Annotated in this window: 18 protein-coding genes and 1 pseudogene; 12 read left to right on the forward strand and 7 right to left on the reverse strand. The window is 73.2% G+C overall.

Annotation, left to right across the window (positions count from 1 at the left end):
* The first annotated feature begins 132 nt into the window (after window positions 1-132).
* From AB0E24_RS33345 to AB0E24_RS33380, 8 genes are all read left to right on the forward strand, one after another.
* Entirely contained in the window at window positions 133-843 is a 711-nt protein-coding gene (locus AB0E24_RS33345; RefSeq protein ID WP_069871543.1) for a GntR family transcriptional regulator, read from the forward strand.
* A gap of 140 nt (window positions 844-983) precedes the next feature.
* Window positions 984-1706: a DUF969 domain-containing protein gene (locus AB0E24_RS33350; protein ID WP_069871424.1), complete on the forward strand. Its 723-nt coding sequence runs from the start codon at window positions 984-986 to the stop codon at window positions 1704-1706.
* Entirely contained in the window at window positions 1703-2671 is a 969-nt protein-coding gene (locus tag AB0E24_RS33355) for a DUF979 domain-containing protein (protein WP_359382595.1), read from the forward strand. The genes AB0E24_RS33350 and AB0E24_RS33355 overlap by 4 nt, the downstream gene beginning before the upstream one ends.
* A gap of 11 nt (window positions 2672-2682) precedes the next feature.
* Window positions 2683-3327, forward strand: coding sequence for a pyroglutamyl-peptidase I (gene pcp / locus AB0E24_RS33360; protein WP_079256544.1), 645 nt, complete (start codon window positions 2683-2685; stop codon window positions 3325-3327).
* A 32-nt stretch (window positions 3328-3359) separates the two neighbouring features.
* Complete coding sequence (locus tag AB0E24_RS33365) at window positions 3360-4412, forward strand: DUF2891 domain-containing protein (protein ID WP_251772959.1); 1053 nt, start codon at window positions 3360-3362, stop codon at window positions 4410-4412.
* Between the two features lie 130 nt (window positions 4413-4542).
* The gene (locus AB0E24_RS33370) at window positions 4543-6075 is read left to right on the forward strand and encodes a hypothetical protein (protein ID WP_093705035.1); all 1533 of its coding nucleotides are present in this window, start codon (window positions 4543-4545) and stop codon (window positions 6073-6075) included.
* A 298-nt stretch (window positions 6076-6373) separates the two neighbouring features.
* Entirely contained in the window at window positions 6374-7234 is an 861-nt protein-coding gene (locus tag AB0E24_RS33375; RefSeq protein WP_147968323.1) for a hypothetical protein, read from the forward strand.
* A gap of 61 nt (window positions 7235-7295) precedes the next feature.
* Entirely contained in the window at window positions 7296-13352 is a 6057-nt protein-coding gene (locus AB0E24_RS33380) for a hypothetical protein (RefSeq protein WP_359382600.1), read from the forward strand.
* Window positions 13353-13572: 220 nt separating this feature from the next.
* On the opposite strand, the gene AB0E24_RS33385 is transcribed toward AB0E24_RS33380, so the two are convergent.
* From AB0E24_RS33385 to AB0E24_RS33410, 6 genes and pseudogenes are all read right to left on the reverse strand, one after another.
* Entirely contained in the window at window positions 13573-15039 is a 1467-nt protein-coding gene (locus AB0E24_RS33385) for an aldehyde dehydrogenase family protein (protein ID WP_359382603.1), read from the reverse strand.
* Window positions 15036-16193, reverse strand: a complete 1158-nt coding sequence (locus AB0E24_RS33390) for an aromatic ring-hydroxylating oxygenase subunit alpha (RefSeq protein ID WP_079256540.1) — start codon at window positions 16191-16193, stop codon at window positions 15036-15038. The genes AB0E24_RS33385 and AB0E24_RS33390 overlap by 4 nt, the downstream gene beginning before the upstream one ends.
* Window positions 16190-16315: pseudogene (locus AB0E24_RS33395) on the reverse strand (N-methyl-L-tryptophan oxidase); the annotation flags it as partial. The gene AB0E24_RS33390 and the pseudogene AB0E24_RS33395, both read right to left, overlap by 4 nt.
* A gap of 62 nt (window positions 16316-16377) precedes the next feature.
* On the reverse strand, window positions 16378-18852 hold the full coding sequence (locus AB0E24_RS33400; RefSeq protein ID WP_359382607.1) for a GcvT family protein: 2475 nt from the start codon (window positions 18850-18852) through the stop codon (window positions 16378-16380).
* The gene (locus tag AB0E24_RS33405) at window positions 18849-19934 is read right to left on the reverse strand and encodes an S-(hydroxymethyl)mycothiol dehydrogenase (RefSeq protein ID WP_069871443.1); all 1086 of its coding nucleotides are present in this window, start codon (window positions 19932-19934) and stop codon (window positions 18849-18851) included. The genes AB0E24_RS33400 and AB0E24_RS33405 overlap by 4 nt, the downstream gene beginning before the upstream one ends.
* A gap of 325 nt (window positions 19935-20259) precedes the next feature.
* Window positions 20260-21057, reverse strand: a complete 798-nt coding sequence (locus tag AB0E24_RS33410; RefSeq protein WP_069871446.1) for an IclR family transcriptional regulator — start codon at window positions 21055-21057, stop codon at window positions 20260-20262.
* Between the two features lie 151 nt (window positions 21058-21208).
* On the opposite strand from AB0E24_RS33410, the gene AB0E24_RS33415 reads away from it, so the two are divergent.
* Together AB0E24_RS33415 and AB0E24_RS33420 are read left to right on the forward strand one after the other, a co-directional pair.
* Complete coding sequence (locus AB0E24_RS33415; protein WP_079256538.1) at window positions 21209-21571, forward strand: bifunctional 3-phenylpropionate/cinnamic acid dioxygenase ferredoxin subunit; 363 nt, start codon at window positions 21209-21211, stop codon at window positions 21569-21571.
* The gene (locus tag AB0E24_RS33420; RefSeq protein ID WP_147966988.1) at window positions 21568-22770 is read left to right on the forward strand and encodes an NAD(P)/FAD-dependent oxidoreductase; all 1203 of its coding nucleotides are present in this window, start codon (window positions 21568-21570) and stop codon (window positions 22768-22770) included. The genes AB0E24_RS33415 and AB0E24_RS33420 overlap by 4 nt, the downstream gene beginning before the upstream one ends.
* Here the strand turns inward: AB0E24_RS33420 and AB0E24_RS33425 are convergent.
* Complete coding sequence (locus tag AB0E24_RS33425) at window positions 22718-23137, reverse strand: hypothetical protein (protein WP_069871450.1); 420 nt, start codon at window positions 23135-23137, stop codon at window positions 22718-22720. The two genes, AB0E24_RS33420 and AB0E24_RS33425, sit on opposite strands and share 53 nt — an antisense overlap.
* Window positions 23138-23502: 365 nt before the next feature.
* On the opposite strand from AB0E24_RS33425, the gene AB0E24_RS33430 reads away from it, so the two are divergent.
* On the forward strand, window positions 23503-26211 hold the full coding sequence (locus tag AB0E24_RS33430; RefSeq protein ID WP_147966989.1) for a nitrate- and nitrite sensing domain-containing protein: 2709 nt from the start codon (window positions 23503-23505) through the stop codon (window positions 26209-26211).
* On the forward strand, window positions 26208-26636 hold the full coding sequence (locus tag AB0E24_RS33435) for a roadblock/LC7 domain-containing protein (RefSeq protein ID WP_069871455.1): 429 nt from the start codon (window positions 26208-26210) through the stop codon (window positions 26634-26636). The genes AB0E24_RS33430 and AB0E24_RS33435 overlap by 4 nt, the downstream gene beginning before the upstream one ends.
* The last annotated feature ends 13 nt before the right edge of the window (window positions 26637-26649 follow it).

Genomic DNA, 26649 nt, shown 5'->3' on the forward strand with positions numbered 1-26649 from the left:
ACGGGACGAACGAGACACCGAACAGGGGCTGATGTGGCGAACGGGGCAAAAGGTGTAAAGCGCCCATCCGGCGAGACGTCGGACGAGACGGCGGTGACCGCGGAGACGCCGGAGGCGGCCGAGGCGAGGGAGATGGCCGGGTACCCCCGGGCCTCCGATCTCGCCGCCGGACTCGAGGCCGACCGGGCGCTGCTGGGGCGCACCAGCACGGCGGAGCGCGTCGCGGACATCCTGCGCGACCGCATCGCCGAGGGGTTCTTCCCGCCCGGCACCCGGCTGTCCGAGGACAGCGTGGGCGGCGCGCTGGGCGTCTCGCGCAACACCCTCCGGGAGGCGTTCCGCCTGCTGACCCATGAGCGGCTGCTGGTGCACGAGCTGAACCGCGGGGTGTTCGTCCGCGTCGTCACGGTCGACGACCTCAATGACATCTACCGGGTGCGCCGGCTCGTCGAATGCGCGGCGGTGCGCGGCCTGGGCGATCCGCCCTACCAGGTGCGGGCGGTCGAGACGGCGGTCCTGGCGGGCGAGCGCGCCGCGCGGGACCGGGCCTGGCAGGACCTGTCCACCGCCAATATCCGTTTCCATCAGGCGATCGTCTCCCTCGCCGGAAGCCCCCGCGCGGACGAGCTGATGCGCGCGGTGCTGGCCGAGCTCCGGCTGGTCTTCCATGTCATGGCCGACCCCCGCCGCTTCCACGCCCCCTACCTGGTGCGCAACCGTCAGATCCTGGAGGTGCTCCAGAGTGGCGACGCGGTGGAGGCGGAGCGGTTGCTGGCCTCCTATCTGGACGATTCCCAGGGACAGTTGGCCGACGCCTATGGGCGCAAGATGTCCCGGCGATAGAGGTTTCCCAGCGGTAAACGATCCGGCGAGGCAGGAACAAGTTCGTTTCAGGCCCTTGTCGGATCGTTGAACGAACGCCTAGCCTCCGGTGCACCCTCCTCACGCCCCTGTGAGGTCCTTGTGCGCGGAAGGCGGGACGCATGATCGTTCTCCTTGGCGTCCTCGTGGTGGTCCTCGGATTCGCCACACGACGTAACCCGTTGCTGGTGGTGGGGGTCGCCGGCATCGTCACCGGGCTGCTGGCCAAGCTCTCGCCCCAGGAGATCCTGGCGGCCTTCGGCAACGGCTTCGCCTCCAGCCGCTCGGTGACGATCTTCGTCATCACCCTGCCGGTGATCGGTCTCCTGGAGCGCAACGGCCTCCAGGAACAGGCCCGTACCCTCATCGGACGGCTCGGCAAGCTCACCACCGGCCGGTTCCTCGCCCTCTATCTGGCGCTGCGCCAGCTCACCGCCGCCCTCGGCCTCACCAGCATCGGCGGCCCGGCCCAGAGCGTGCGGCCCATGGTGGCCCCGATGGCCGAGGGCGCCGCGGAGCGCCGCCACGGCCCGCTGCCCGACCGGATCCGCGAGCGCGTCCGCTCGTACTCCGCCAGCGCGGACACCGTCGGGCTGTTCTTCGGCGAGGACTGCTTCCTGGCCATCGGCTCGATCCTGCTGATCACCGGATTCGTCAACACCACCTACCACACCCATCTGGAGCCGCTCCAGCTGGCGCTGTGGGCCATTCCCACCGCCGTCTGCGCGTTCCTCATCCACGGCTTCCGGCTGCTGCGCCTCGACCGCTCACTGGACCACGAACTCGCCGCCCAGGGCGGCCGATCCGCTGCCGAGGGCAGCCGCACCGCGGAGGAAGCCAAGTGATCAAGGCGGAGTGGTTCTACTGGCTCGTCGGCGCCGTCTTCCTCGCCATGGCCGCCCAGATGGCCGTCGACCGCAGCAACTCCAAGCGCCTGGGCTCGGCCGCCTTCTGGGGGCTGCTCGGCGGCTGCTTCTTCTACAGCAGCTGGGTGGTGGAGAAGAGGGCCCCGGCCGAACCGCTGGGCGTCGCCGTCCTCGCCATGGTCTGTCTGGGCGGCTTCCAGCTCACCGGGCGCGGGGTGCCGCGCACCACCACCCCCGAGCAGCGCACCGCCACGGCCGCCCGGCTGGGCAGCAAGCTGTTCATCCCGGCGCTCACCATCCCGCTCGTCGCCGTCGTCTGCGCGTCGGCCGTCAAGCACTGGCACATCGGCGGCGAACCGGTCCTGGAGGCCGGCAGCGAGACCATCCTCGGCCTCGGCTTCGGCGCGATCGTCGGGCTGCTGGTCGGCATGGTCGTGGTGCGAGAGCGGCGGCCCACCGTGCCCCTGCACGCCGGGCGGAGCCTGCTGGAGTCCATGGGCTGGGCGCTGCTGCTGCCCCAACTGCTCGCCGTACTCGGCTCCATCTTCCAGGAGGCCGGCGTCGGCACCCAGGTCGGCAAGATCACCGAACAGGTGCTGCCGGAGGGCCAGAAGTACATCGCGGTGGCCGTCTACTGCGTGGGAATGGCCCTGTTCACCGTCATCATGGGCAACGCCTTCGCCGCCTTCCCGGTGATGACCGCCGCCATCGGCTGGCCCGTGCTCATCGAGCAGATGCACGGGAACGCGCCCGCCGTCCTGGCCGTCGGCATGCTGGCCGGTTTCTGCGGCACGCTCGTGACCCCCATGGCCGCCAACTTCAACCTGGTGCCCGCCGCACTGCTGGAGCTCAAGGACCAGTACGGGCCCATCAAGGCGCAGATCCCCACCGCCGGGGCGCTGCTGGTCTGCAACATCGCCATCATCTCGCTCTTCGCCTTCTGAAGGGGGCCGCTGTGACCCGAGTGCTTCTCACCGGTTTCGAGCCCTTCGCGGGCTCGGCCGTCAACCCGTCGTGGCAGGCCGTCTCCCTCGTCGCCGCCGCTCCGCCGCCCGGCACCGAGGTGACGGCCGTACGGCTCGCCTGCGTCTTCGGCACCGCGCTCGAGGAGTTGGCCGCCGCCGTGCGGGAGACGGACCCGGACCTGGTGCTGTGCGTGGGCCAGGCCGGCGGCCGTCACGGCATCGCCGTCGAGCGGGTCGCGATCAACGTGGACGACGCCCGCATACCCGACAACGCCGGACGTCAGCCCATCGACGAACCGGTCGTCGAGGGCGGCCCCGCCGCCTACTTCGCGTCCCTGCCCGTCAAGGCGTGCGTCGCGGCCGTCCGCGAGGCCGGGATCCCGGCCGCCGTCTCGCAGACGGCCGGAACCTTCGTGTGCAACCACGTCTTCTACGGTCTGGCCCATCTCATCGCCACCGAGCGGCCCGCGCTGCGCGGCGGCTTCGTCCACCTCCCGTACGCGCCGGAACAGGTCGTGGACGGCACCGAACCCGCACTGCCCGCCGCCATGGCCGCCGACGCGCTCCGGGCGATCATCGGGGCGGCCCTGACCACCCGCACGGATCTGCGTATCGCCGAGGGGGCAACGCATTGAACGAGCCGAACGACCCGAACGAGCCGCATCAAGTGAGCGAGCCGAACGAGCCAAGTGAGAAGGAGGGCGAATTCGGCCAGTACGCGGCCCGGTTCGCCGCCGTGGCCACCGCCAACGTCACCCGGGCCTACCCCAACTTCCCGGCGCATCTGCTGCGCGGCCCCGAGGACCTGGTGGAGCCGCGCCGCCACCACCCGGCCTTCTACGGCTCCTACGACTGGCACTCCGCGGTCCATATGCACTGGCTGCTGGTCCGGCTGCTGCGCCGCTGCCCCGACCGCATCCGCGCCGACGAGGTCACCGCCGTACTGGATGAGCACCTTACGGCCGACGCCCTCGCCGCCGAGGCCGACTATCTGCGCGCCCATCCCTCGTTCGAGCGCCCTTACGGATGGGCCTGGCTGCTCGCGCTGACCGCCGAGTGCCGGAGCCTGCCGGGGCCCGCGGGCGAGCGCTGGGCCAAGGCCCTGGAACCGGCCGCCGACGCCGTCCGCGCACTGCTGGGCGGATGGCTGGAACGCGCCACCTACCCGGTGCGGCACGGCGTTCACACCAACAGTGCCTTCGCCCTCGGCCTGGTCCTGGACAGCGCGGCCGCGGCGGGTGTCAAGGAGATCGTCGAACCGGTCACCGAGGCCGTGCTCGGCTGGTTCGCCGACGACCGCGACGCCCCCGTCCACTGGGAGCCCTCCGGCCAGGACTTCCTCTCGCCCACGCTCACCGAGGCCGAGGCGATGTGCCGGGTGCTGCCGCAGGAGGAGTTCGCACGCTGGCTGGAACGGTTCCTCCCCGGCGTCGAATGGGGCGCGCCCGTCACCGTGCTCACCCCGCCCGTCGTCTCCGACCCCGCCGATCCGCAGATCGGTCATCTCCTCGGCCTCATCCTCAGCCGGGCCGCCGCGCTCCGCCGCCTGGCCGCCGCCCTGCCGTACGGCGATCCGCGGGCCGACGTGCTGCGGACGGCGGCCCGTGACCATCTGGCCGCCGGGCTCCCGGCCACCGTCTCCGGGGACTTCACCGCCGACCACTGGCTCGCCACCTTCGCGGCGCTCGCCCTGGACGGACCACCGGCCGGGGAGCCGTAGACTGACGGATCGGTGAGGTGCGGGAAACGCGCTGGTGTACACGCGTGCACGCGCGGGGGATCTGGTGCGGCATAGCGGGATCTCCGTGCCGTTTCGTACGTTGTCGGTGCGACCGCCTACTCTGTGCGACGTGACATCTCCACCCCCGGGGGCCGCCGCGCCCCAGCTCAACACCGCTGATGGGGCCGTCCGGCCGGCCCCGGGCCCGGCCGCCGACGAGGGCCTGGCCCGGCGGCTGCGCGCGCTCGCCTGCACCGCGCCGCTGCACGACCTCGACGCGCGCAAGGCCAACCTGGCGGGGGAGTACGGGGTGTACGCGATGGCGGAGGTCGCCCTCGCCGCCATCGACCTCGTCACCCTCCACATGGACTTCGACACCGGTGCCGACCACGAGCAGATAGTGGCCAGGCTGCTGCCCCGGGTGGCGGCCCAGGCCCCCGGGCGCCCCGCGGCCGAGCACGACCGGGTCGCCCGCTGGGTACTGGAGAACCTGATCAACGTGGGCAGCGTGGACCGCGGCTTCCGCGCCGTTTACGGCACCTTCGGGCCCGATGGGGTCTATGTCCGCAGGGACTATGACTTCAAGCTGATCGAGGAGGTGCCCGGCCCCGGCGGCAGCGTCTATCTGCGCACCACCGACGAGGCGGTCAACGTCCTGGTCGGCGCCCTCGACACGGATGTCACCAGCGCCCAGATCGCCGCCGAGGTCAAGCTGGAGGTCCTCATCAGCCGGGGCCGCCTCGCCGACGCCCAACTCGCCGCGGAGCAGGCCCGCTACCGCACCGTGCAGTATTCGGAGACGCTGCGCCGCACCCTCGACGCCACCCGGCGCAACGTCCGCGCCGTCGACTGGCTGAGCACCGTTCCCGAGCTGATCAGCGAGGCGCTCGACCACGTCGCCGACCGCTACCGCCATGAGAACGCGATTCTCACCAACATCCGCAAGGCGCGCGACGAGGCCGAGAGCGCCGAGCACAAGCGGCGCGCCGCCGAGCTCGTCGACATAGTCAAGGACTGCATCCGCCGCCACACCCAGTTGCAGTCCCGGCTGCTGGAGGCCGGACCGCTGTTCCGCGCCGAGCAGGACCGCCAAGCCTTCGCGCCCCCGGCCCCGCGCTCCGGATACGACCTGTACGGACAGCTGCTGGCCCCCGTGCTCCCGCTCCCCGTCGAGCGCGCGGGCCGGGTCACCGACGCGTTCTTCACCCGCGGCACCGGGCTGCGCACCCCGACCTCGGTACGGATGGCCGACCTGGTCGAGATGCTGCTCACCCCGCCCGTGGAGCGCGAGCACCTCGGCGCCGAGATGCCCGAGCCTGACCTCATCGCCACCCCCGACGACAGCCGCTTCAGCGAGGAGCAGCTGGCGGTGGCCATGGAGCTGCTCGAGCTGCCCGCCGACGCCCCGCGCCGGCTGTCCGGGCTGCTCGCCGATGCCCGCCGCCGCGACCCCGATCTGCCGTATCTGATCGCCCTCCTCGCCGTCCACGCCGCCAGCCCCCCGGTCGGCACCGCCTACCGCCAGGGCGAGCAGCGGCTGCTGTTCGCCGTGGACGACGGCACCGAGCTGGACGACCACGAGTTCGGCGGCGCCGACCTGATCGTGGGCACCGCCCTGCTGGACGCGGCCGGTATGGCCGCCGACCGGGCGGAGGTGGCGTGATGGCGATCCGGAGTGCACGCGGCTTCGGCCGCGGCGGTTCGGGCTCCGCCCGGCTCCGCCACGAGGGCTCTCCCCGCGGAGGCCGTCCGCCGCGCGCGGCCGGGCCGCTTCGGCCCGCCGCCCGGTCCGTCCCGCCGTACGGTGGCGGACCGGCGGCCGCCCGCCCAGGCGGGGGCGACGGCCCACGACGGCGAGCGGCCGCGGCCGCGCCGGCCGTTGGCCCCGTATCGGCCCCGGCCCGCCGTATGACCCTGCCGCGCGAGGAGGTTCAGCCGTGACCGAGTACGACATCGACGAGATGACCCCGCCGGACGCGGCCCCCGCCCCGGCGGCGCCCGGGATGACGCCCGCCGACGCGGCCGACGCCGCACGGCTGGTGGCCTTCGGGCTCCAGCCCAAGCTGCTGCCCGCGCGGGACGTCGAATACGCCGAGCTGCTGCGCCGCCACCGTGACGAACCGGCGTTCGCGCGCCTCACCGACGCCGTCGCCGCCGGGCTCGGGCTCATCGTGCTGGAGGTGTCGACCCGCGCCGGAATGGCGGTCACCGCCGCCGAGGACTCCGTCTTCGCCGTCCGCATGGGCGACTACGCCCGCCGGGCCGCCACCGACTCCGCCGACCGCTTTCTGCACGGCCTCGCCCATCTCGCCGTCGCCGCCCTGGCCTTCCCCCGCCCCGAGGACCTCGCCGACGACGGCTATATCGGCCGAGTGACCGTCAACGGCGTCGACGCCTTCGTCCGCCAGGCGTGCCGTCGGCTGGAGGAGCGCGCCGAGGAGCAGGGGGAGAACACCGACCCCACCACCGGCGCGCCCGGTCTGGAGTCCGCCTGGCGGGTGTACGCCCGGCGCAGCGCGACCGGCGCCACCAAGGACGCCCGCAGGCTAGCCGGTTCCACCACCGGCATCGTCGGCAAGGCCGCCGCCTTCCTGGTCGACTCCGGCTTCCTCCAGCGCACCGGGGACGAATCCGGCGGCACCTACCGCACGACCGCCCGCTATCAGCTCCAGGTGCGCGACATGGCGGCCTCCGCCGCCATGGCCGAGCTGCTGGAGCTCGGCGTCGTCCCCGTCAGCGACGGCGGGGCGACCCTGCTGCCCCCCGACGAGAGCGACGACCTCGACCTGGTGGCCGACGCCGGTCTCCCGTTCCACTCCTGAGCGCCGCCCCTGCCCACCCCGCCGACATCACCACCCCTTACGACAACGAGAGTCCGCCGCCATGTACGAGCTGTCCCGGATCCGCCTCTACTCCATCGGGCCGGCCGGTGCGCGCTATGCCGACACCGTGCTGGACCTGCGCGGAGTCGGCGAGCCGGTGCCCAGCCCCGCTCCCACCCAGGCGGAGTTCTTCGAGGAGGAGCCGGTCGGCCCGCCGCGCCGCCCCGCCCCCGCCGGTGTGCTCTTCCTGGAGAACGGCGGCGGTAAGTCCGTCCTGCTCAAGCTGATCTTCTCGGTGATGCTGCCCGGCCATCGCAACACCCTCGGCGGCGCCAGCTCCGGAGTGCTGCGCAAGTTCCTGCTCGCCGACGACTGCGGGCATGTCGCGCTGGAGTGGCAGCACACCGTCACCGGTGAGACCGTCGTCGTCGGCAAGGTCAGCGAATGGCGCGGCCGTCAGGTCTCCAACGACCCGCGGAAGTTCGCCGAAGCGTGGTATTCCTTCCGGCCCGGCCCCGGGATGAGCCTGGACTCCCTGCCGGTCGCCGAATCCGCGGCGGTGCGGCCCGCCGTCGAGGGCGCCTCCACCGCACGCGGCCGCCGCCGCACCATGAAGGGCTTCCGTGACGCCCTTACGGAGGCCGGCAAGGCGTACCCCCATCTGGACGTGGTCTGGGTGGAGATCCACGAGCGCTGGAACGAACACCTCGGCGAGCTCGGCCTCGACCCCGAACTCTTCCGCTACCAGCGGGAGATGAACGCCGACGAGGGCGAGGCGGCCGGGCTCTTCGCGGTCAAGAACGACTCCGACTTCACCGACCTCCTGCTGCGCGCCGTCACCGACACCCGCGACACCGACGGGCTCGCCGACCTCGTCCACGGCTTCGCCCACAAGCTGGGCCGCCGCGCCGAGTTGACCGCCGAGCGGGACTTCACCGCCGGTTCGCTCGATCTGCTCCAGCGCATCGCGGACGCCGCGGAGCGGCGCGAGCAGGCCCGTGGCGTCCACGCGGGCGCCGAGCGCCGCACCCGTACGCTCTCCCGGCGGCTGTCCGCGCGCGGCGCGGAGGAGCGGGCACGCGCCGCCGAACTCGCCGAGCGGGTCGCCTCCGCCGCCCAGGCCGTCACCGACGCCGAGGGCGCGCGCGGGCGCAGCGACCTCGTCGCCGCCGAACTCGCCTACCGCCACGCATCCTTGGCGCTCGCCGCCGCCGAGAAGGGCGCCGCGGCGCAGCGCCGCGAGCTCAATGACGCCCGCACCCTGCACTCCGCCTGGCAGGCCGCCGAGACGGTGCTGCGTCACCGCGCCGCCGCCGACCGCTCCGCGCGGGTGGCCGCCGCCATCCGCGAGGCCGAGCGGGACGCGGCCCCCGCCCTCGCCGCCCGCGCCAAGGCCGCCGCCGACCTCGTCCGCGCCCTGCACGCGGCGGCCGAGGACGGTGAGCGGGTCGCCAACGAGGAGGAGGAGCGCTCCGCCGCCCTCCAGGAGACCGGTGAGGCCGCCCACCGCGACGCCACCTCCGCCGCCACGGCGGCCCAGCGCGCCCGCAGCGACGCCGAGCATCTGCGCCAGCGGCTCGCCGAGGTCGAGCAGGAGACGGCCGAGGCCGTGCGTGCCGGATGGCTCGACGACTCCGCCCCCGACGCCGACCCGGCCCGCGCCGCCCTCGCCGCGAGTGACGCCGAGAAGACCACGGTCGCCGCCTTCGACGAGGCCCGCGAGACCGCCCGGCGCACCGCCGACCACGCGAAGTCGGCCGCCGCCGTGGAGGCCCGCGCCGAACTGGCCGCGGCGCGAGCGGTGGACGCGGCGCGGGCCACGGAGTCCGCCTACGACGCGGAGCGGCGCGCCGCGGAGGCGCTGGGCGCGGAGCAGCGACTGATCGAACTGCTGGGCCTGCCACAGCCCACCGCCGCCGTCCCCGCCCCGCGCGGCGCCGCCCGCCCATCGGCGGCGAATTCGCGCGCGGCGGGCGGGGTGACGGTGCGCATTCCGGACGCGGGCGGGCGGGGGGCGGGCCGACGGGCGGCCCGTACCCTGCCGGCCGACTCCGGCCGGGACGGGTGGATCACGGTCCGGGTGGACGAGGAGGACGCGGACGACATCGGCCTCTCCCAACTCCCGGCCGCCTTCCGCGCGGCCCCTCACGCACCGCCCACGATCCCCCCGGATTCGGAGCCGGAGCCCGCGCCCCACGACCACGACTACGCCCCCGAGGACCCGCCCACCGACACCCGCTCACGCTTCGAGGCAGAGAACCACGCCGCGCCGGGCCCCTCGGCGGCGCGCCCCAGGGGCGGGGGTGCGGTCCCGGGCTCGGTGGTCCGGTCGACGGACGTCCCGGGCATGGAGGGTGGCTCCGCCGTCGTGGGCGACGGATTCCCGGGTACTGGTCCGGTGTCCGGTGGCGGGGTTTCCGCTTCTTGCGCGGTGGGTGGCCCGTGCTCGGGGGGCTCGGCCGCGGGTGGGGTCGAGGAAGACAGTGGGGCGGAGGCCGGTGGAATTTCGGGCCCCTCCGCTGCGCACCTCAGGGGCGGGGACGCCGCCTCCGGCTCGGTGGTCCGGTCGGCGGAGGCCGTCGTGGGCGCGGAGGGCGTTTCCGCCGTCGCGGGCGACAGTCTCTCGGCCACCGGGCCGGTGGGCGAGGCAGGTCGTGCCAGGCGCGTGGAGGGGGACGCCGCTTCCGTGGGCGACCAGTGCCTGGGCACCGGCCCGGTTGACGAATCGGGGGACACCGCTCGCGTCGATGGCGGGGCGGAAGGGGCGCGCCCCGCTCGGCACGGCGCGGCCTCCGCCGAGGTCGCGGAGGCGGGTCCGGGGGAAGCTCACCGGCGCCGTCCGCTCGCGGCGGAGTCCCGGCCCGCGGGGCGGGTGACGGTGCGGATCGACCAGGCGCAGGACGCCGCGTCGGGCGGTGGCGGTCCGCGCCCGGAGGGCCGCCGCGGCGCCGTTCCGGTCGTGCCGGTCGATTCCTACGGTGACGGCGGTCAGGCCGGCACGGAGGCCGCCACGGACACCGCCGACGTCGGCCACGCGGCCCCGTCGGGCGATGGCCCGCGCCCGGACGGCCCGCGCGGCGCCCGGGTCGTGGCGGCTGAATCCCGGCCTCCCGGGGAGGTGTCGGCCCGGGTCGGGGACGTTGACGGTGGTCAGGGCGAACCGGGTGCCGCTGACAGCGGCACCCGGCCCGCCGACGTCACCCCGGCCAACGTCACTCCCGCCGACGCCAACCCCGTCACCCCCGCCGACGCGGATTCCGGCTCCGCCGACGACGACTCCGACTGCTGGAGCCCCGAGCCCGGCGGTGAACCCGACCGCGAGCGCGACCGCGGTCGTCACCCCCGGCCCGCCCCGCGGGCCTTCGCGGACGGGGCGCTGACCGCCGAGGAGTTGGATCGCAACGCCGAGGCGCTGCGCGAACTGCTCGAGGAGAGCGTCGCCTCCGCCGAGCGGCAGCTCTTCGAGCTGCGGACCGCGGCGGCCGAGGACGCGCGCATTCTGGGTGCGCTCGGCGACGGGGGGCTGCTGCCGCCCAGCCCCGATGTGCTGGCGGCCGTCGAGTACCTCGGCGAGCACGGCATCCCGGCCCTCCCCGGCTGGCGTTACCTCGCCCAGGCCGTGGACCCCGTCGACCACGCCGCCGTGCTCGCGGCCCGCCCCGAGCTGGTGGACGGGGTCGTCATCACCGACCCCGGCACCCACGCCCGCGCCCGTGAGGTGCTCGGCCAGGCGTCGCTGCTGCCGCGGTCCGCCGTGGCCGTAGGGACGTCCGCCGCGCTGCTCGCGCCGACGCCCGCGCCCGGCACCGAGGACAGCGGGGTCTTCCTCGTGCCGCCGAACCCGGCGATGCACGACGAGCGCGCCGCCGACGACGAGCGGCGCGGGCTGCGGGCCCGCGCCACCGAGCGGGACGAGGAGATCAGGGCGCTCGCCGCCCGGCTCGCCGGGGACCGGGCGCTGTCCGCGCGGCTCGCCTCATGGCGCACCGGCTGCCCGCCCGGACGGCTCGCCGAGCTCGCGGCGGCGGCGGAGACCGCCCGGGAAGCCGCCGACACCGCACAGCGCGAGCTGGTGGAGGGGCGTACGGCGCGGGCGGAGGCCGACGAGGCCGCCACCGAGGCCGCCCGGGTCCGCGACGAGCGCCAGGAGGCGGCGCAGCGGGCCCGCCGGGTGGCGGACGCGCTGGCCGGTCTGGCGTACCGGCTGCGGGAGCGCGCCACCTGGCAGACCCGGCTGCGCGAACTGGCCGAGGAGGCCGCCGAGTACGAGGAGCGCGCCGCGGGCTGCGTGGACCGGGCCCGCGCCGCCGACGAGGACCGGCGCGCCGCCCAGCGCGCGGCCGACGACGCGCACCGTACGGCCCGCGCCCTGCGCGCCGAGCGCGCGGAGATCGCGGGCGCCCCCGACGACCTCGGCGAGGTCACCGAGCCGCCGTCCGCCTCGCTGCCCGCGCTCCGCGAGGCGTACCGCGCCGCCTCCCAGGTCTACGAGAAAGTCGGCGTCGGCGCCGACCTCCGCGCCGAACAGGCCCGCGCCGAGAGCGACGAGAGCGCGGCCCTCGCCTCCCTCGACCGGCTCACCAACAAGGTCCGCACCCGCGCCGCCCAGCTCCTGGAGGGCACCGACGGCGCCGACGGCCCCTCCCGGCAGGCCGCCGCGGCCCGCGCCGAATCGCTCGTCCAGATGCTGGAGAGCCGCGCGTCGGCGGCGAGCGAGCAGCTCGGACGGCTGCGCGGCGAGACCGAGCGGCTCGCCCCCGCCGACGGCGAGGCCCATACCGAGCTGCCGGAGGAGACGGTCCCGGCCGACGCCGAGCAGGCGAAGGAGCTGCTGCGCACCGCCAACGGCGAACTGGCCGCCCGTACGGACGCCCTGGACACCGCCCGTACCGCCCACGCCGACCTGGTGCGCGCCCACCGCGCCGCCGAGGACGCGGCGGGCGGCTTCGACGAGACCGCCGCCCTGCTGCGGGATCTGCTGCGGGACGGCCCCGGCGCGGAGGACGACGGCGAGCGGCCCGAGCCGTACGCGGGCGGTCTCGCCGAGGCCCGTCAGGCCGCCGCCGAGAGCCGCCGCTCACTGCGCGGCTGCGCCGCCGATCTGTCGGCGGCCGAGTCGGCGGTGCGGGAGGCGTCCGATGTGCTGGTGCGGCACGCCAACTCCACCCGTTACGAGCAGGTGCGCACCCCCGCCCGCCAGCAGATCCGCGAACTCCCCGCGGCCGCCCTGCCCGAGCACGCCGCCGCCTGGGCCGAGGCGTTCGCGCCCCGGCTGCGCGTGCTCACCGACGAGCTGGAGCAGCTGGAGCGCAACCGCGACTCCATCGTGGACCGGCTGCGCGGCCTGGTGGAGTCATGTCTGGCCACCCTGCGCTCCGCGCAGCGGCTCTCCCGGCTCCCCGAGGGGCTCGGCGAGTGGTCGGGGCAGGAGTTCCTGCGGATCCGCTTCGAGGACCCCGACCAGGCCAGCCTCACCGAGCGGCTCGGCGAGGTCATCGACGAGGCCACCCACTCCGCCGTGCGGAAGAACTCCGATCTGCGCCGGGACGGCATGTCCCTGCTGCTGCGCGGGGTCCATGCCGCGCTCCTGCCGCGCGGGGTGGCCGTCGAGATCCTCAAACCGGACGCGGTGCTGCGGGCCGAGCGGGTGCCGGTGAGGCAGATGGGCGATGTGTTCTCCGGTGGCCAGCTGCTGACCGCCGCCATCGCGCTGTACTGCACGATGGCGGCCCTGCGCAGCAACGACCGGGGCCGTGACAAGCACCGCCACGCGGGCACCCTCTTCCTCGACAATCCGATCGGCCGCGCCAACGCCACCTATCTGCTGGAGCTCCAGCGGGCGGTCGCGGACGCGCTGGGTGTGCAGCTGCTCTATACGACGGGGCTGTTCGACACCACGGCGCTGGCCGAGTTCCCGCTGGTGATCCGGTTGCGCAATGACGCGGATCTGCGGGCCGGGCTGAAGTACATCAGCGTCGAGGAGCATCTGCGGCCGGGCCTGCCGGTCCGGGAGCCGGAGGAGGAGCAGCAGGTGCACGGTCAGATCACCGCGACACGGATGTACCGCCGCCCCGAGGCGGACGCGGATGAGCCCGTCGAGGCGGCGGACCGGCCATGAGCCGGACGGGAACCTGAGCCGGGCCGGGCCGTGAGCCCACCGGGGCTGTGAGCCCACCGGGGCTGTGAGCCCACCGGGGTCGTGAGCCCGGGGGCCACACCTGACCCGGCCTCACCGTCCGACTGATGCTCGCGGCGGAGGCCGGGTGACCGATATCGCCCTCGCAGCCCCCAGCCCCCAGCCCCCAGCCCGGGGCGGACTCGGGCGGACCGGACTTCCGTCAGGCGAACCAGCCCTGTGGACGGGGGCGTGTATTGCGCCAGATGTGCTTGGTCTCCCGGTACTCCGCGAGCCCGCTGGGCCCCAGCTCCCGTCCGGTCCCGGACTGTTTGAACCCGCCCCACTCCGCCTGTGGGAGATACGGGTGGTAGTCGTTGATCCATACGGTGCCCAGCCGCAGCCGGGAGGCCACCCGCTCGGCCCGCCCCTCGTCGCCGGACCATACGGCCCCGGCGAGCCCGTACACGGTGTCGTTGGCCAGCCGCACCGCCTCGTCCTCCCCGGCGAAACGTTCCACCGTGAGCACCGGCCCGAAGGACTCATCGGCCAGCACCGACATACCGCTGTGGCAGCGGTCGAGGACGGTCGGCAGGAAGTAGTAGCCGTCGTCCAGGGCCGGATCGTCGGGACGGGCGCCGCCGCAGCGCAGCCGGGCGCCCTCCGCGAGCCCGGTCGCCACATACGCCTCGACCTTGGCCCGGTGCGCGGCGGAGATCAGCGGGCCGGTCTGGGCCCGTTTGTCGAACGGCCCGCCCAGCCGGATCCTACGGGCGCGGCGCACGACCTCCTCGACGAAGGCGTCGTGCACCGGTTCCTCCACCAACAGCCGGGCCCCGGCCGAGCAGACCTGTCCGGAGTGGAGGAAGACCGCGGTGAGCGCGTGGTCCACGGCCGTGTCGAAGTCCGCGTCGGCGAAGACGATGTTGGGGTTCTTGCCGCCCAGCTCCAGCGAGGTCCGCTTGACCGTGCCCGCGGCCGCGGCCATGATCCGGCGCCCGGTCCGCAGGCCCCCGGTGAAGGACACCAGGTCCACATCGGGGTTGTCGGTGAGCGGGGCCCCGGCCTCGGCGCCCGGACCGAGCACCAGATTGGCCACCCCGTCCGGCAGTCCGGCCTCCGCCAGCAGCCGCATCAGCGCGATCGCCGTACTGGGGGTCAGCTCACTGGGTTTCAGTACGAAGGTATTGCCCGCGGCGAGCGCGGGCGCGACCTTCCACGAGGTCTGGAGCAGCGGATAGTTCCACGGGGTGATGAGCGCGCAGACCCCGACCGGTTCATAGACCACCCGGCTGACGGTGTGCTCGGTGCCGGTGTCCACGATCCGGTCCGCCTCGGTGCGCACCAGTTGTCCGTAGTAGCGGAAGCACGCCACCACACCGTCGAGGTCGAGCTCGCTCTCGGCCAGGCGCTTCCCGGTGTCCAGGGATTCCGCGTGGGCGAGCCCGGCCTTGTCGCGCTCCACCAGATCGGCGACGCGCAGCAGCAGATCGCCGCGCGCCCCGACCGGAGTACGGGGCCAGGGCCCCTGGTCGAACGCCTGCCGGGCGGCGGCCACCGCCTCGGCCGCGTCCTTCCCGCCGCCCTCGTCCACGACCGCCACCAGCGATCCGTCGGCCGGGCAGCGGATCTCCCGGGTCCGTTCGTCGATCGCGCCGGTCCACTGGCCACCGATGAAGAGGTCCGTCACGGGCATTCCTCCGCTTCCGGGGTCGGGACATGGTCGGTCACCCATCGGTGAAAGGCGCCGATGTGGTGTTCGCTGGGGACGAGCACCCCGCCGGCGCGGTAGGCGCGGGAGTCCATGGCGGGCTGGGTGCGCTCACAGGCGTCGAAGTCCTGGGCGTTGACCCGGTGGAACAGCTCCACCGACTTCGACACGTCCCGGTCGGACGCCACCACTTCGGGTGCGTAGAGCCAGTCGCATTCGACCAGGGTGTGATCGGGGGCGAGCGGGAACATCCGGTGGATGATCACATGGTCGGGGACCAGGTTGAGGAAGACCTGCGGCCGCACCGTGATCGCGTAGTAGCGGCGGTCCTGCTCCTCGGCGATCCCCGCGAAGCGGCCGAACCCTTCGCTGCCGTCCACCGTGAACCCCTGGGCCTCCTCGGCGAACTCCGCGCCGTGCCCGACGAAGTACTGCGCCGCGAGGCCGTCGGCGAACTCCGGCAGCACCTCGGTGAGTTCGGGGTGGATCGTCGCGCAGTGGTAGCACTCCATGAAGTTCTCGACGATCAGCTTCCAGTTGGCCCGTACGTCATAGGAGATCCGGCGGCCCAGCGCAAGACCGGCCACGTCGTAGCGCTCCACGGACTCCGCGTCGCCGAGCCGCTCGGCCACCGCCCCGATCACCGTCTCCTCGAAGGATGGTGGATCCTCGGCCAGGCAGACCCAGACATAGCCGAGCCATTCGCGAAGCCGTACCGGCACCAGTCCGCGCTCGACCCGGTCGATATCGGGCATCCGCTGAAGGTTGGGGGCGGCGGTGAGCCTGCCGTCCAGATCGTAGGTCCAGGCGTGGTACGGGCACTGCAACGAGCGGCGCACCGTACCGGACTCCTCGGTGCACAGCCGGGCGCCGCGGTGCCGGCAGACATTGAGGAACGCCCGTGGCTCACCGCGCCGGTTGCGGGTGATCAGCACGCTCTCCCGGCCGATCCGCACGGTGCGGAAGGCGCCCGGCCGGTCCAGATCGGCCCCGCGCACCGCGCAGAACCACATGGCCTCGAACAGGTGCTCCTGCTCCTGCCGGAAGATACCGGGAGCGGTGTACCAGTGGCCGGGAAGGGTGGCGAGCAGACTGGAGGTCGTGGCGGCGGGGGATTCGGGAGCCATGGTCATGGGATTCTCCTCAAGCGGAGCCGGCGGGGGTCGAAGAGCTCGATGGGGTGGGCGGCGGTGCCGGTGAGTGCCAGATCGGCCAGGAGCTCCCCGACCACCGGCACGAGGGTGAACCCGTGCCCGGGGGGGCTTCCAGGCGGTCGATTCCCGTGGTCGCGGGGCGTGCGCGTGGCACACGCGCGTGTCAGCGGCGGATGCGCTCCATGCGCGGGTCGAAGAGCGGCTCGGCGGCGACGGTCGCGGGGACCTTCTCGCCGAAGTACTCGATGTGGACGGCGGTTCCGGGCACGGCGGTCGCGGCGGGCAGCCAGGCGTAGGCGACGGTCCGGCCGATGGTGTAGCCGTAGGACGCGCTGGTCACATAGCCGACCGCGACGCCGTCGGCGTACACCGGCTCCTTGCCCATGACGACCGCGGCCGGGTCGTCCAGGGTGAGACAGGTCAGTCTGCGCGCCGCCGTCTCCTCGGAGCGGGCCTCGAGCGCAGCACGCCCGATGAAGTCGCCCTTGTTCATCCGGACGGCGAAGCCGACCCCGGCCTCGTAGGGGTCATGCTCGGTGGTCATGTCATGGCCCCAGGCGCGATAGCCCTTCTCCAGCCGCAGGCTGTTGAAGGCCGAGCGCCCGGCGGCGACCACCCCGTGGCGCTGCCCCGCCTCCCACAGGGTGTCCCACAGCCGCAGGCCCATATCGGCGGTGGTGTACAGCTCCCAGCCCAGTTCGCCGACGTAGGACAGCCGCATCGCGGTCACCGGGACATGGCCGATATAGGTCTGCCTGGCCTTGAAGTAGCCGAACGCCTCGTGTGAGAAGTCGTCGCGGGTCAGCGGCTGGACCAGCTCCCGGGCGAGCGGGCCCCAGACGCCGATACAGCAGGTGCCCGGCGTGATGTCCTCGATATGGACTGCCCCGGTCCGCGACCCGGAGGTGCTCCCCTCGGACGCGTGGCGCAGCAGCCAGTCCAGGTCGAGTCCGCCGTTGGCGCCCACCTGGAAGCGGTCCTCCGACAGCCGGGCGACGGTGAGATCGCTGCGGATCCCCCCGGCCTCGTCCAGCAGCAGGGTGTAGGTGACCGCGCCGGGCTTCTTGGCCAGCTGATTGGTGGTCATGCGCTGGAGGAAGTCCAGCGCTCCGGGCCCGCTCACCGACAGCCGCTTGAGCGGGGTCATGTCGTACAGCGCGACCCGCTCCCGGGTGGCCCTGGCCTCGGCGGCGGCGATCGGCGACCAGTAGCGGGCCGACCAGGCGTCGCGCGGGGGCAGGTCGACGGACTCGGCGAGCGGGGCGTTCGCCTCGTACCAGTGCGGCCGCTCCCAGCCCGCGGCCTCCAGGAAGTATCCGCCCAGCTCCCGCTGCCGGATGTGGAAGGGGCTGACCCGCAGCGGACGGGGCTGCTCCATCGGCTGGAGCGGATGGATGACGTCGTAGACCTCGACGAAGTTCTGCTTCCCGCGCTCGGCGACGTAGGCGGGGGAGCGCTGGGCGTCCTCGAAGCGGTACAGATCGCATTCATGGACGTCCATGCCCGGCCGCCCGTCCGTCATCCACTCGGCCACGGCCCGGGCGACGCCCGCGGAGTGGGTCACCCACACCGCCTCGGCCAGCCAGAAGCCGCGCACCTCGCGGGATTCGCCGATGACCGGCATACCGTCGGGGGTGAAGGAGAAGACCCCGTTGAAGCCCTCCTCGACCCGGCCGGCGCCGAGCGCGGGGAGCAGCTTGACGCTCTCCTCCCAGCTGGGGGCGAAGTCCTCGGCGGTGAACGGCAGCGAGGACGGCATCACCGGGGCGTCGTCGTACGCGGGAAGCCGGGCCGGGTCGACGGGCAGCGGGCGGTGGGCGTAGCTGCCGATGCCGATGCGGTCGGTGTGCTCGCGGTAGTAGAGATCGCGGTCCTGGAAGCGCAGGATCGGTTTGCTCGCCTCCGTACGGGGGTCGTTCACCCCCGCGAGCTCGGGCAGCGGCCCGGTCCTGGCGTACTGGTGGGCCAGCGGCTGCAAGGGGACGGGAACCCCCGCCATCGCGCCGATCAGCGGGCCCCAGAACCCGGCGGCGGAGACCACGATGTCGGCGGGGAAGGTGCCCCGGTCGGTGACCACCGCGGTGACCCGGCCGCCCTCCCGCTCGATGGCGGTGACGGTGTGCCGGTCCAGGAAGCGGGCGCCGTGCGCGGTGGCCCGCTCCATCTGGGCGCGGGAGGCGAGCAGCGCGCGGGCCAGCCCGTCGTCCGGGGTGTGGAAGCCGCCGACGATCCGGTCCGGGTCCAGCATCGGCCACATCTCGGCGCACCGGGCCGGGCCGAGCAGCTCGCCCCGTACGCCCCAGGAGGCCGCGAGCCCGGCCTTGCGGTGCAGATCCGCCCAGCGCTCCTCGCTGGTGGCGATCTCCAGACCGCCCACCGGGTTGAAGCAGGACAGCCCGTCGACCTCGAGCGAGGAGAACTTCTCCACGGTGTACTTGGCGAAGTCGGTCAGGGTCTTGGAGGGGCTGGTCCGGAAGACCAGGCCGGGGGCGTGCGAGGTCGAACCGCCGGGAGCGAGCAGCGGGCCCTGCTCCAGGACGGTGACGTCCCGCCAGCCGCGGGCGGTCAGCTCGTCGGCGAGTGAGCAGCCGACGATCCCGGCCCCGACGATCACGACTCGGCAGGCCGACGCACTCACAGGACCACCACCGATCGCAGCACCTCGCCGCGCTGCATCTTGGCGAACGCGGTCTCGACCTCGTCCAGCGTGATCGTCTCGCTGACGAACGCCTCCAGATCCAGCTTGCGGCTGAGGTGGAGGTCGACCAGGACCGGGAAGTCACGGCTGGGCAGGCAGTCGCCGTACCAGGACGACTTGAGCGCACCGCCCCGCGAGAACAGATCGATCAGCGGCAGATCGATGCGCATCTCCGGATCCGGCACCCCGACCTGCACCAGCACCCCGGCCAGGTCGCGCATGTAGAAGCCCTGGGTGTAGGTCTCGGGGCGGCCCACCGCGTCGATGACCACATTCGCGCCGAAGCCGCCGGTCAGCTCGCGGACCGCCTCGACCGGGTCGGTGCCGCGGGAGTTGACGGTGTCGGTGGCGCCGAAGCGGGTCGCCGCGTCCAGCTTGGCGTCGTCGATGTCCACGGCGATCACCCGGCGCGCCCCGGACAGCGCGGCCCCGGCGATCGCGGCGTTGCCGACCCCGCCGCAGCCAATGACCGCGACCGTATCGCCGTTGGACACCCCTCCGGTGTGCACGGCCGCGCCGTAGCCGGCCATCACCCCACAGCCGATCAGCCCCGCCGCCTCGGGGCGCGCCGAGGGGTCGATCTTCACCGCCTGCCCCGCCGCGACCAGCGTCTTCTCGGCGAACGCGCCGATGCCCAGGGCCGGGCTGAGCGGGGTGCCGTCGGTCAGGGTCATCGGCTGGGCGGCATTGCGGCTGTCGAAGCAGTACCACGGGCGGCCCCGGCGGCAGGAGCGGCAGCCGCCGCACGGCGCCCGCCAGGCCAGGACCACATAGTCACCGGGTGCGAGTCCGGTGACGCCGGGGCCCACGGCCTCGACCATGCCGGCCGCCTCATGCCCGAGCAGATACGGAAATTGGTCACCGATCGCGCCGTCCCGGTAGTGCAGGTCGGTGTGGCACACCCCGCACGCCTGGACTCCCACCAGCACCTCGCCGGCGCCGGGTTCGGGCACGAGAACGGGCAGCACCTCCACGGGGGCGCCCTTTTTGACCGCGACGACGGCGCGGGCTTCTTGCGGCATGGCTCACTCCTCTGTTCTCCTGCGATCGCAGGGACCGGTGCGCGGGAGCTGGCATGACTGCCTCGAAGGAGGGCGAGGCCGAGGCCGTTCAACGGCCGTCGGTTACCCTCCAGTTGCGTATAGCGCGACGTGTTGCGCGATGGGGAACATCCTGAAAGTCGCCGCCCCGTGCGGTCAAGAGGTGCGCGTAAACCGCCTGTAAACCAGCGCTGACGCGGGATTTCGCGTAGCCCGCACACCCCTCGGAGGGCCTGGCCGCGGACGCGACGAGGGGGCCGGAGTCATCCGGCCCCCTCGTCGGGTGGGTGGTGTGGTGATGTGGTGGTCAGCCGGGGAAGCCCATCCGGCGGGACAGCTCCTCGGCGGTCTTCACGGCGTATTCGGCCAGGTCGGGCAGTCGGCTCTGGGCCATCCGGTACGCCGGTCCCGAGACGCCGATCGCCCCGATGACCGCGCCGTCATGGCCGCGCACCGGCGATGCCACCGCGTTCAGCCCGATCTCCAGCTCCTCGCAGGAGTAGGCGAAACCGCGCTCGGCCGCCGTCTCCAGCTGCTGCCGCAGCTCGGCGGAGGTGGTGATGGTGTGCTCGGTGAACCGTGGCAGCTTCCGTGTCACCAGCCGCTCCCGGCGTTCGCCCGACAGATGCGCGAGCAGCACCTTGCCGCTCGCGGTGGCGTGCAGCGCGGTGCGCCGCCCCAGCCAGTTGAAGGCGGTCACCGCCGCGGCGCCGCGCGCCTGCATGATGTTGACCGCCGCGTCCGCGTCCAGTACGGCGATATTGGCCGTTTCACCGGTCTCGTCGGCCAGCGCCCGGCAGACCGGGGCGCCCTCCTGCGAGATGTCCAGGCGGATGGCGGCGGCGCCCGCGAGTCTGAGCACCCCGGCGCCCAGGTAGTACTTCCCCCGGTCCCGTTCCTGCCCGACCAGTCCGCGGTTCTCCAGTACGCCGAGCAGCCGGAAGGCGGTCGACTTGTGGACCCCCAGTTCGTCGGCGATCTCGGTCACTCCGGCCTCGCCGAGCCTGGCAAGGATCTCCAGGACGCTGACCGCTCTGTCCACCGACTGCACCGCCCCGGCGGCCCCCCGCTTCTCCTCGGCCCGTTCCTCGGTCGTGTTCGTCATGGTTCTGATCTCACCATCCGGCGGCTCTGAGTGGGCCCCCTCGGGCCGGGGAACTCTTGACGGCTGCCTTCCCGATCTGGATTCTGTTGCGCATCGCGCTTTTCAGTGCACTATCCACAACGCATGATACCGATCAACGTGAGGGGGGCCAATGATTCCCGTCTGCCGTATCGAGGACCTGCCGGAGGGTGAGTCGGTGCGTGTCGAGGCCGGCGACGTCACCGCGGCGATCGCGGTGTTCCACACCGACGGAGCGTTCTACGCCATCGACGACATGTGCAGCCACCAGGACGCCTCCCTCTCCGAAGGGTGGCTGGAAGGCTGCTACGTGGAATGCCCGCTGCACGCCGCGCTGTTCGACCTGCGTTCCGGCGAGCCCACCTGTCTGCCCGCCCGTAAGCCCGTACGGACCCACGCAGTCACGGTCGTGGACGGAATGCTGTATGTCCACCCCGTGGTGCGCTCCGTTCCCGGCGAGCCCGTGCACGCGGCGCCGGAAGAAGCCGTCGCATGACGGCGATCGCGACGGTCACGGTGGTCGGGGCCTCGCTCGCGGGTCTGCACGCGGCGCGGGGCCTGCGCGCCCGGGGATACGACGGACGGCTGGTCGTCGTCGGCGAGGAGTACCACCGTCCCTACGACCGCCCGCCGCTGTCCAAGGAGTTCCTGACCGGGGACGGCGATCCGGGCGAGGGGCTGGGCACCCTCGCCCTGACCGACCCGGAGGAGGAGGCCGAACTGGACGCCGAATGGCTGCTCGGCGTCCGGGCCGAGGCGCTGGACACCGCCGCCGGGGAGATCCGGCTCAGCGGTGGCCGCGCCCTGCGCACCGACGGCGTCGTCATCGCCACCGGCGCCACCCCCAGAACGCTGCCCCTTCCCCATCCGGCCGGGGTGCACACCCTGCGCACCCTCGACGACGCGACCCGGCTCCGCGCCGCGCTGCGCACCGGTGCCGAGCGGGTGGTGGTGATCGGCGCCGGCTTCATCGGCGCCGAAGTGGCCTCCTCCTGTGCCGCACTCGGACTCGACGTCACCGTGGTGGAGGCCGCGCCGCTGCCGCTGGTGCCCCAACTCGGCGAGGAGATGGCCCGGGTGTGCGCCGGGCTGCACGCACGGGGCGGGACCACGCTGCTGTGCGGCACCGGCGTCGCCGCTCTGCGCGGCGGCGACCGGGTCACCGGAGTGGAGCTCGCCGACGGGCGGGTGCTGCCCGCCGATGTGGTGGTCGTCGGCGTCGGGGTGCGCCCCGTCACCGGCTGGCTGGAAGGCTCCGGTCTGGCCCTGGACGACGGGGTGCGGTGCGACGAGGGCTGTGTCACCGCGCTGCCCAACGTCGTGGCCGTCGGGGACGTGGCCCGGCTGGCCCGGCCGGGCACCGCGCGCACCGTCCGGGCCGAGCACTGGACCAGCGGCATGCTCCAGGGCGCCGTGGCCGCCCGCAATCTGCTCGCCGGATCCACCGTCGAGCCCTTCGACGCGCTGCCCTACTTCTGGTCCGATCAGTACGGCGCGCGCATCCAGTACGCCGGGCGGCGCGAACCCGGGGACAGGGTCCGGATCCTCGAGGGGGACCCCGCCGACGGCGGCGGCTTCCTCGCCGTCTACGAACGTGACGGGATTTCCACCGCCGCCCTCGGCGTGGACCGGCCCCGGCCCTTCATGCGGCTGCGCCGCGAGCTGGCCCGCGCTCCGCAGCCGGCGGGGAGGTGACCGGCTCCGCCTTACGGGCCCGGCGGCGCTGCCGGCGCTGCTCGCGGGCCGTACTGCTGGGCCGGGACACCACCCCGTAGCGCTGGCGCCAGACCTGACGGGTCACCCAGACGTCCAGCACCCCCCAGGTCGCCACCACCGTGCTCGCCACCGTGGCGAGCACGACGGGGAAGGCGGACCATGAGCCCGCCAGGGTGCACAGCAGGGCGACCATCACCTGAACCAGCGTCAGCGCGATTATGATCACCGCGCGCACCGCCGATGTGCGGACGGGATCGGGCAGCCGCCGCCTGCGCGCCGGCTCCTCGGTCCACAGCGGCCGGACCCCGTGCGCCGGGATGTCGCGATCCTTGTCCATCGCGTCCATGACGCTCCCACCCCTTTCCATGGCTGCCCCGGTGCGGCCGAGTCAGATAGCGGGACTTGGGTCGTATGCCCCCCCAGTGTGCCCCTTTGGATCACGAATGGCACCGACCGGTGGTTCCCCTGGGGAGGGGAAAACAAGCCAAGCGCGGCCGAATGGCGGCATGCGATGGCCGGTGGACGGATGCCGAGCGGCGGGGGGTAAGTCGGGGAATCGCCTGACAACTCCTGATCACGGAGTGTAAGGGCTTCCCTGCATCAAGTGGACATGCCTTCGATATGTCCAACTGGCAGTAGTAGGCTCGCGCCGCTCGTTGTCGGAACTCGGAACACCGCCCCCGGAATTCGGGGTTTGACGTTAGGGAGGCCATGCGCTTTCGCGGTAAGTCCATCCGCAGGAAGATCGTGGCGCTGTTGCTGGTGCCGCTGGTGTCATTGACGGCGATCTGGGCGTTCGCCACGGTGATCACCGGTCGCGAGGCGAAGCAACTGCTCGACGCGTCGGACATCATCGACAAGGCGGGCCAGCCGGCCGAGGACGCGGTGCACGCCGTCCAGAAGGAACGCCGGCAGACGCTCATCCTGCTGGCCGATCCGCGGCAGTCGGACGCCCTGCCGGTGCTCCACTCCCTCCAGCGCAAAACCGACGAGGCCATCGGCCAGTTGCGGGCCGCCGAGTCGGACGGCGATGTGCACGACAAGATGAACGGCGACTCCGAGGAGCAGCTCGACAACATCCTCAAGGCCGCCGACGGGCTGGACAGTCTGCGCCGCAAGGTCGAGGACGACGGCATATCCCCGGCTCAGGCATATGAGTACTACAACAAGCTCGTCGACCTCTGCTACACCTTCCGCAGCTCCCTCCACGCGGTGCCCGACACCGACCTCGACAAACAGGGCCGTGCGCTGGTCGCCATGATCCGCGCCCGGGAGGCGCTCTCGCGCGAGGACGCGCTGTACGTCTCGGCGCTGACGGCGCGCAAGATGACGCTGAGGGACCTCCAGTCCATCTCCGACCTCATCGCCGAGCGCACCCTGCTCTACGACATCAACCTCCCGATCCTCCCCGACTCCGAGCAGAAGGTCTTCGCCGACTACCGGCGCACCAACGCGGCCCCCGCCGCACTGCGCGTGGCCGAGGGCAAGATCCTCTCCTCGATGGACCCCGCCACCGCCATCACTTCGCTGGACCAGGAGCACTGGGAGGCCGCGGCCCAACCCGTCCTCAACGACTACGACCGGCTGGGCGACGAGGCCACCGACCGGCTCCAGAAGCGCATCGACCCGGTGGCCAGCAGTGTGATGCTCAAGGCGGGGATCGCCGGCATCCTCGGCCTGGTCGCCCTCATCGTCTCCATCCTCGTCTCCTTCCGCATCGGCCGCAGCCTGGTCCGCGATCTGTCCCGGCTGCGCAGGGACGCCCAGGAGGTCGCCAGCGTCCGGCTGCCGAGCGTGATGCGCCGCCTCGGCGCGGGTGAGCAGATCGACGTGGAGACCGAGGCGCCCCGGCTGGACTACGGCCCCGATGAGATGGGCCAGGTCGGCCAGGCCCTCAACACCCTCCAGCGGGCCGCCGTCGAGGCCGCGGTCAAACAGGCCGAACTCCGCCAGGGCGTCTCCGATGTCTTCGTCAACCTCGCCCGCCGCAGCCAGGTGCTGCTGCACCGTCAGCTGACCCTCCTCGACACCATGGAGCGGCGCACCGAGGACACCGACGAACTCGCCGACCTGTTCCGGCTGGACCATATGACCACCCGTATGCGGCGGCACGCCGAGGGTCTGGTCATCCTCTCCGGTGCCGCCCCCTCCCGGCAGTGGCGCAAGCCGATCCAGCTGATGGACGTCGTGCGCGCGGCCGTCGCCGAGGTGGAGGACTACGAGCGGATCGAGATCCGCCGGCTGCCCCGGATCGCGCTCGTCGGCCCGGCCGTCGGCGACCTCACCCACCTGGTCGCCGAACTCCTGGAGAACGCCACCGTCTTCTCGCCGCCGCACACCGCCGTCCAGGTGCACGGCGAGCGGGTCGCCAAGGGCTTCACCCTGGAGATCCACGACCGCGGTCTCGGTATGACGCCCGACGCGCTGCTGGAGGCCAATCTCCGGCTCGCCGAGACCCCCGAGTTCGAGCTGTCCGATACCGACCGGCTCGGGCTGTTCGTGGTCAGCCGGCTCGCCCAGCGGCAGGGGGTGCGGGTCTCGCTCCAGCCCTCCCCGTACGGCGGCACCACGGCCATCGTGCTCATCCCGTCCAAGCTGCTCACCGACGAGGGCACCCGGGGAGACGCCGCCGGGGACGACACCGGCGGCCGTCACGCCGACACCGCGCGCGGTGTCGGCGACGTCCGGCTGGGGCCCGCCGACGAGACCGGGTCGGCCTCCCCGATCGCCTCCCTGACCACGTCCTTCGCGCACGAGAACCACAAGGACCGCGAGAACCACGAGAACCACGAGGACGTGGACGAGGACGAGGAAGTGGGCGGGATCTTCCGGGCCCGCGGGCTGAAGACGCGGCAGTCCGGGCGCACCGGGCCGGCCCCGTCCACCGTGGAGCACCAGCAGGCCGCGGACGGCCCGGCCACCGCACCGGGCGGCGGCCCCGCGCCGCTGCCCCGACGTGTCCCACCGGTACTGGTCGCCGACCACGGCCGGCCGGTCGAGGGCACGTCGAGCGGACGGCACGGCCGTTCGCAGGGCCCGGGGCAGCCGTCCTGGGCCGAACAGCGCTCCGATCGCCAGGGCCAGGACCAGGCCCAGGGCCGGCAACAGGGCCCGCGGCGCACGGGGCCGGAGCGCGGGGGCCCGGAACAGCGCCCGGCGCCCACCCAGCGGGCGGCCTCCGGCCTCCCCAAGCGGGTACGGCAGGCCAGCCTGGCCCCGCAGCTGAAGAACGATCCCGCACCCCCGACCGAGGCGGACCCAACCCCTGCCGAGACCGATCCCGAGCGCGAAGCCGAGCAGGCGAGGGCCACCATGGCCTCGCTGCAACGAGGTTGGCAGCGCGGTCGGCGGCAGTCGGCCACCGGATCCGGAGGTGCGGACACAGCACCGGGAACGACACATGAGGGGGACGGTCGATGACCGCATCGAACGCCGCAGCGCCCAATGAATCGCCCAACGCGTCGGGCGAACTGAGCTGGCTGCTGGACGAACTGGTCGGACGAGTGGGCAGCATCCGCAAGGCGCTGGTGCTCTCCGGGGACGGGCTCCCCAGCGGCGGCTCACGCGATCTGTCCCGGGAGGACGGTGAGCATCTGGCCGCCGTGGCCTCCGGTTTCCACAGCCTCGCCAAGGGCGTCGGCCGTCACTTCGACGTCGGCCGGGTCCGGCAGACCATCGTGGAACTCGACGACGCCTTCCTGTTCGTCACCGCGGCGGGCGACGGCAGCTGTCTGGCCGTGCTGGCCGACGCCGACTCCGATGTGGGCCAGATAGCGTACGAGATGACGCTGCTGGTCAAGCGGGTGGGCGTGCATCTGGGCTCGGCTCCGCGCTCCAGCGGGTGACGGAGGCCGGGCG

The organism is Streptomyces malaysiensis subsp. malaysiensis (assembly GCF_040653035.1).
GTDB lineage: Bacteria > Actinomycetota > Actinomycetes > Streptomycetales > Streptomycetaceae > Streptomyces > Streptomyces malaysiensis.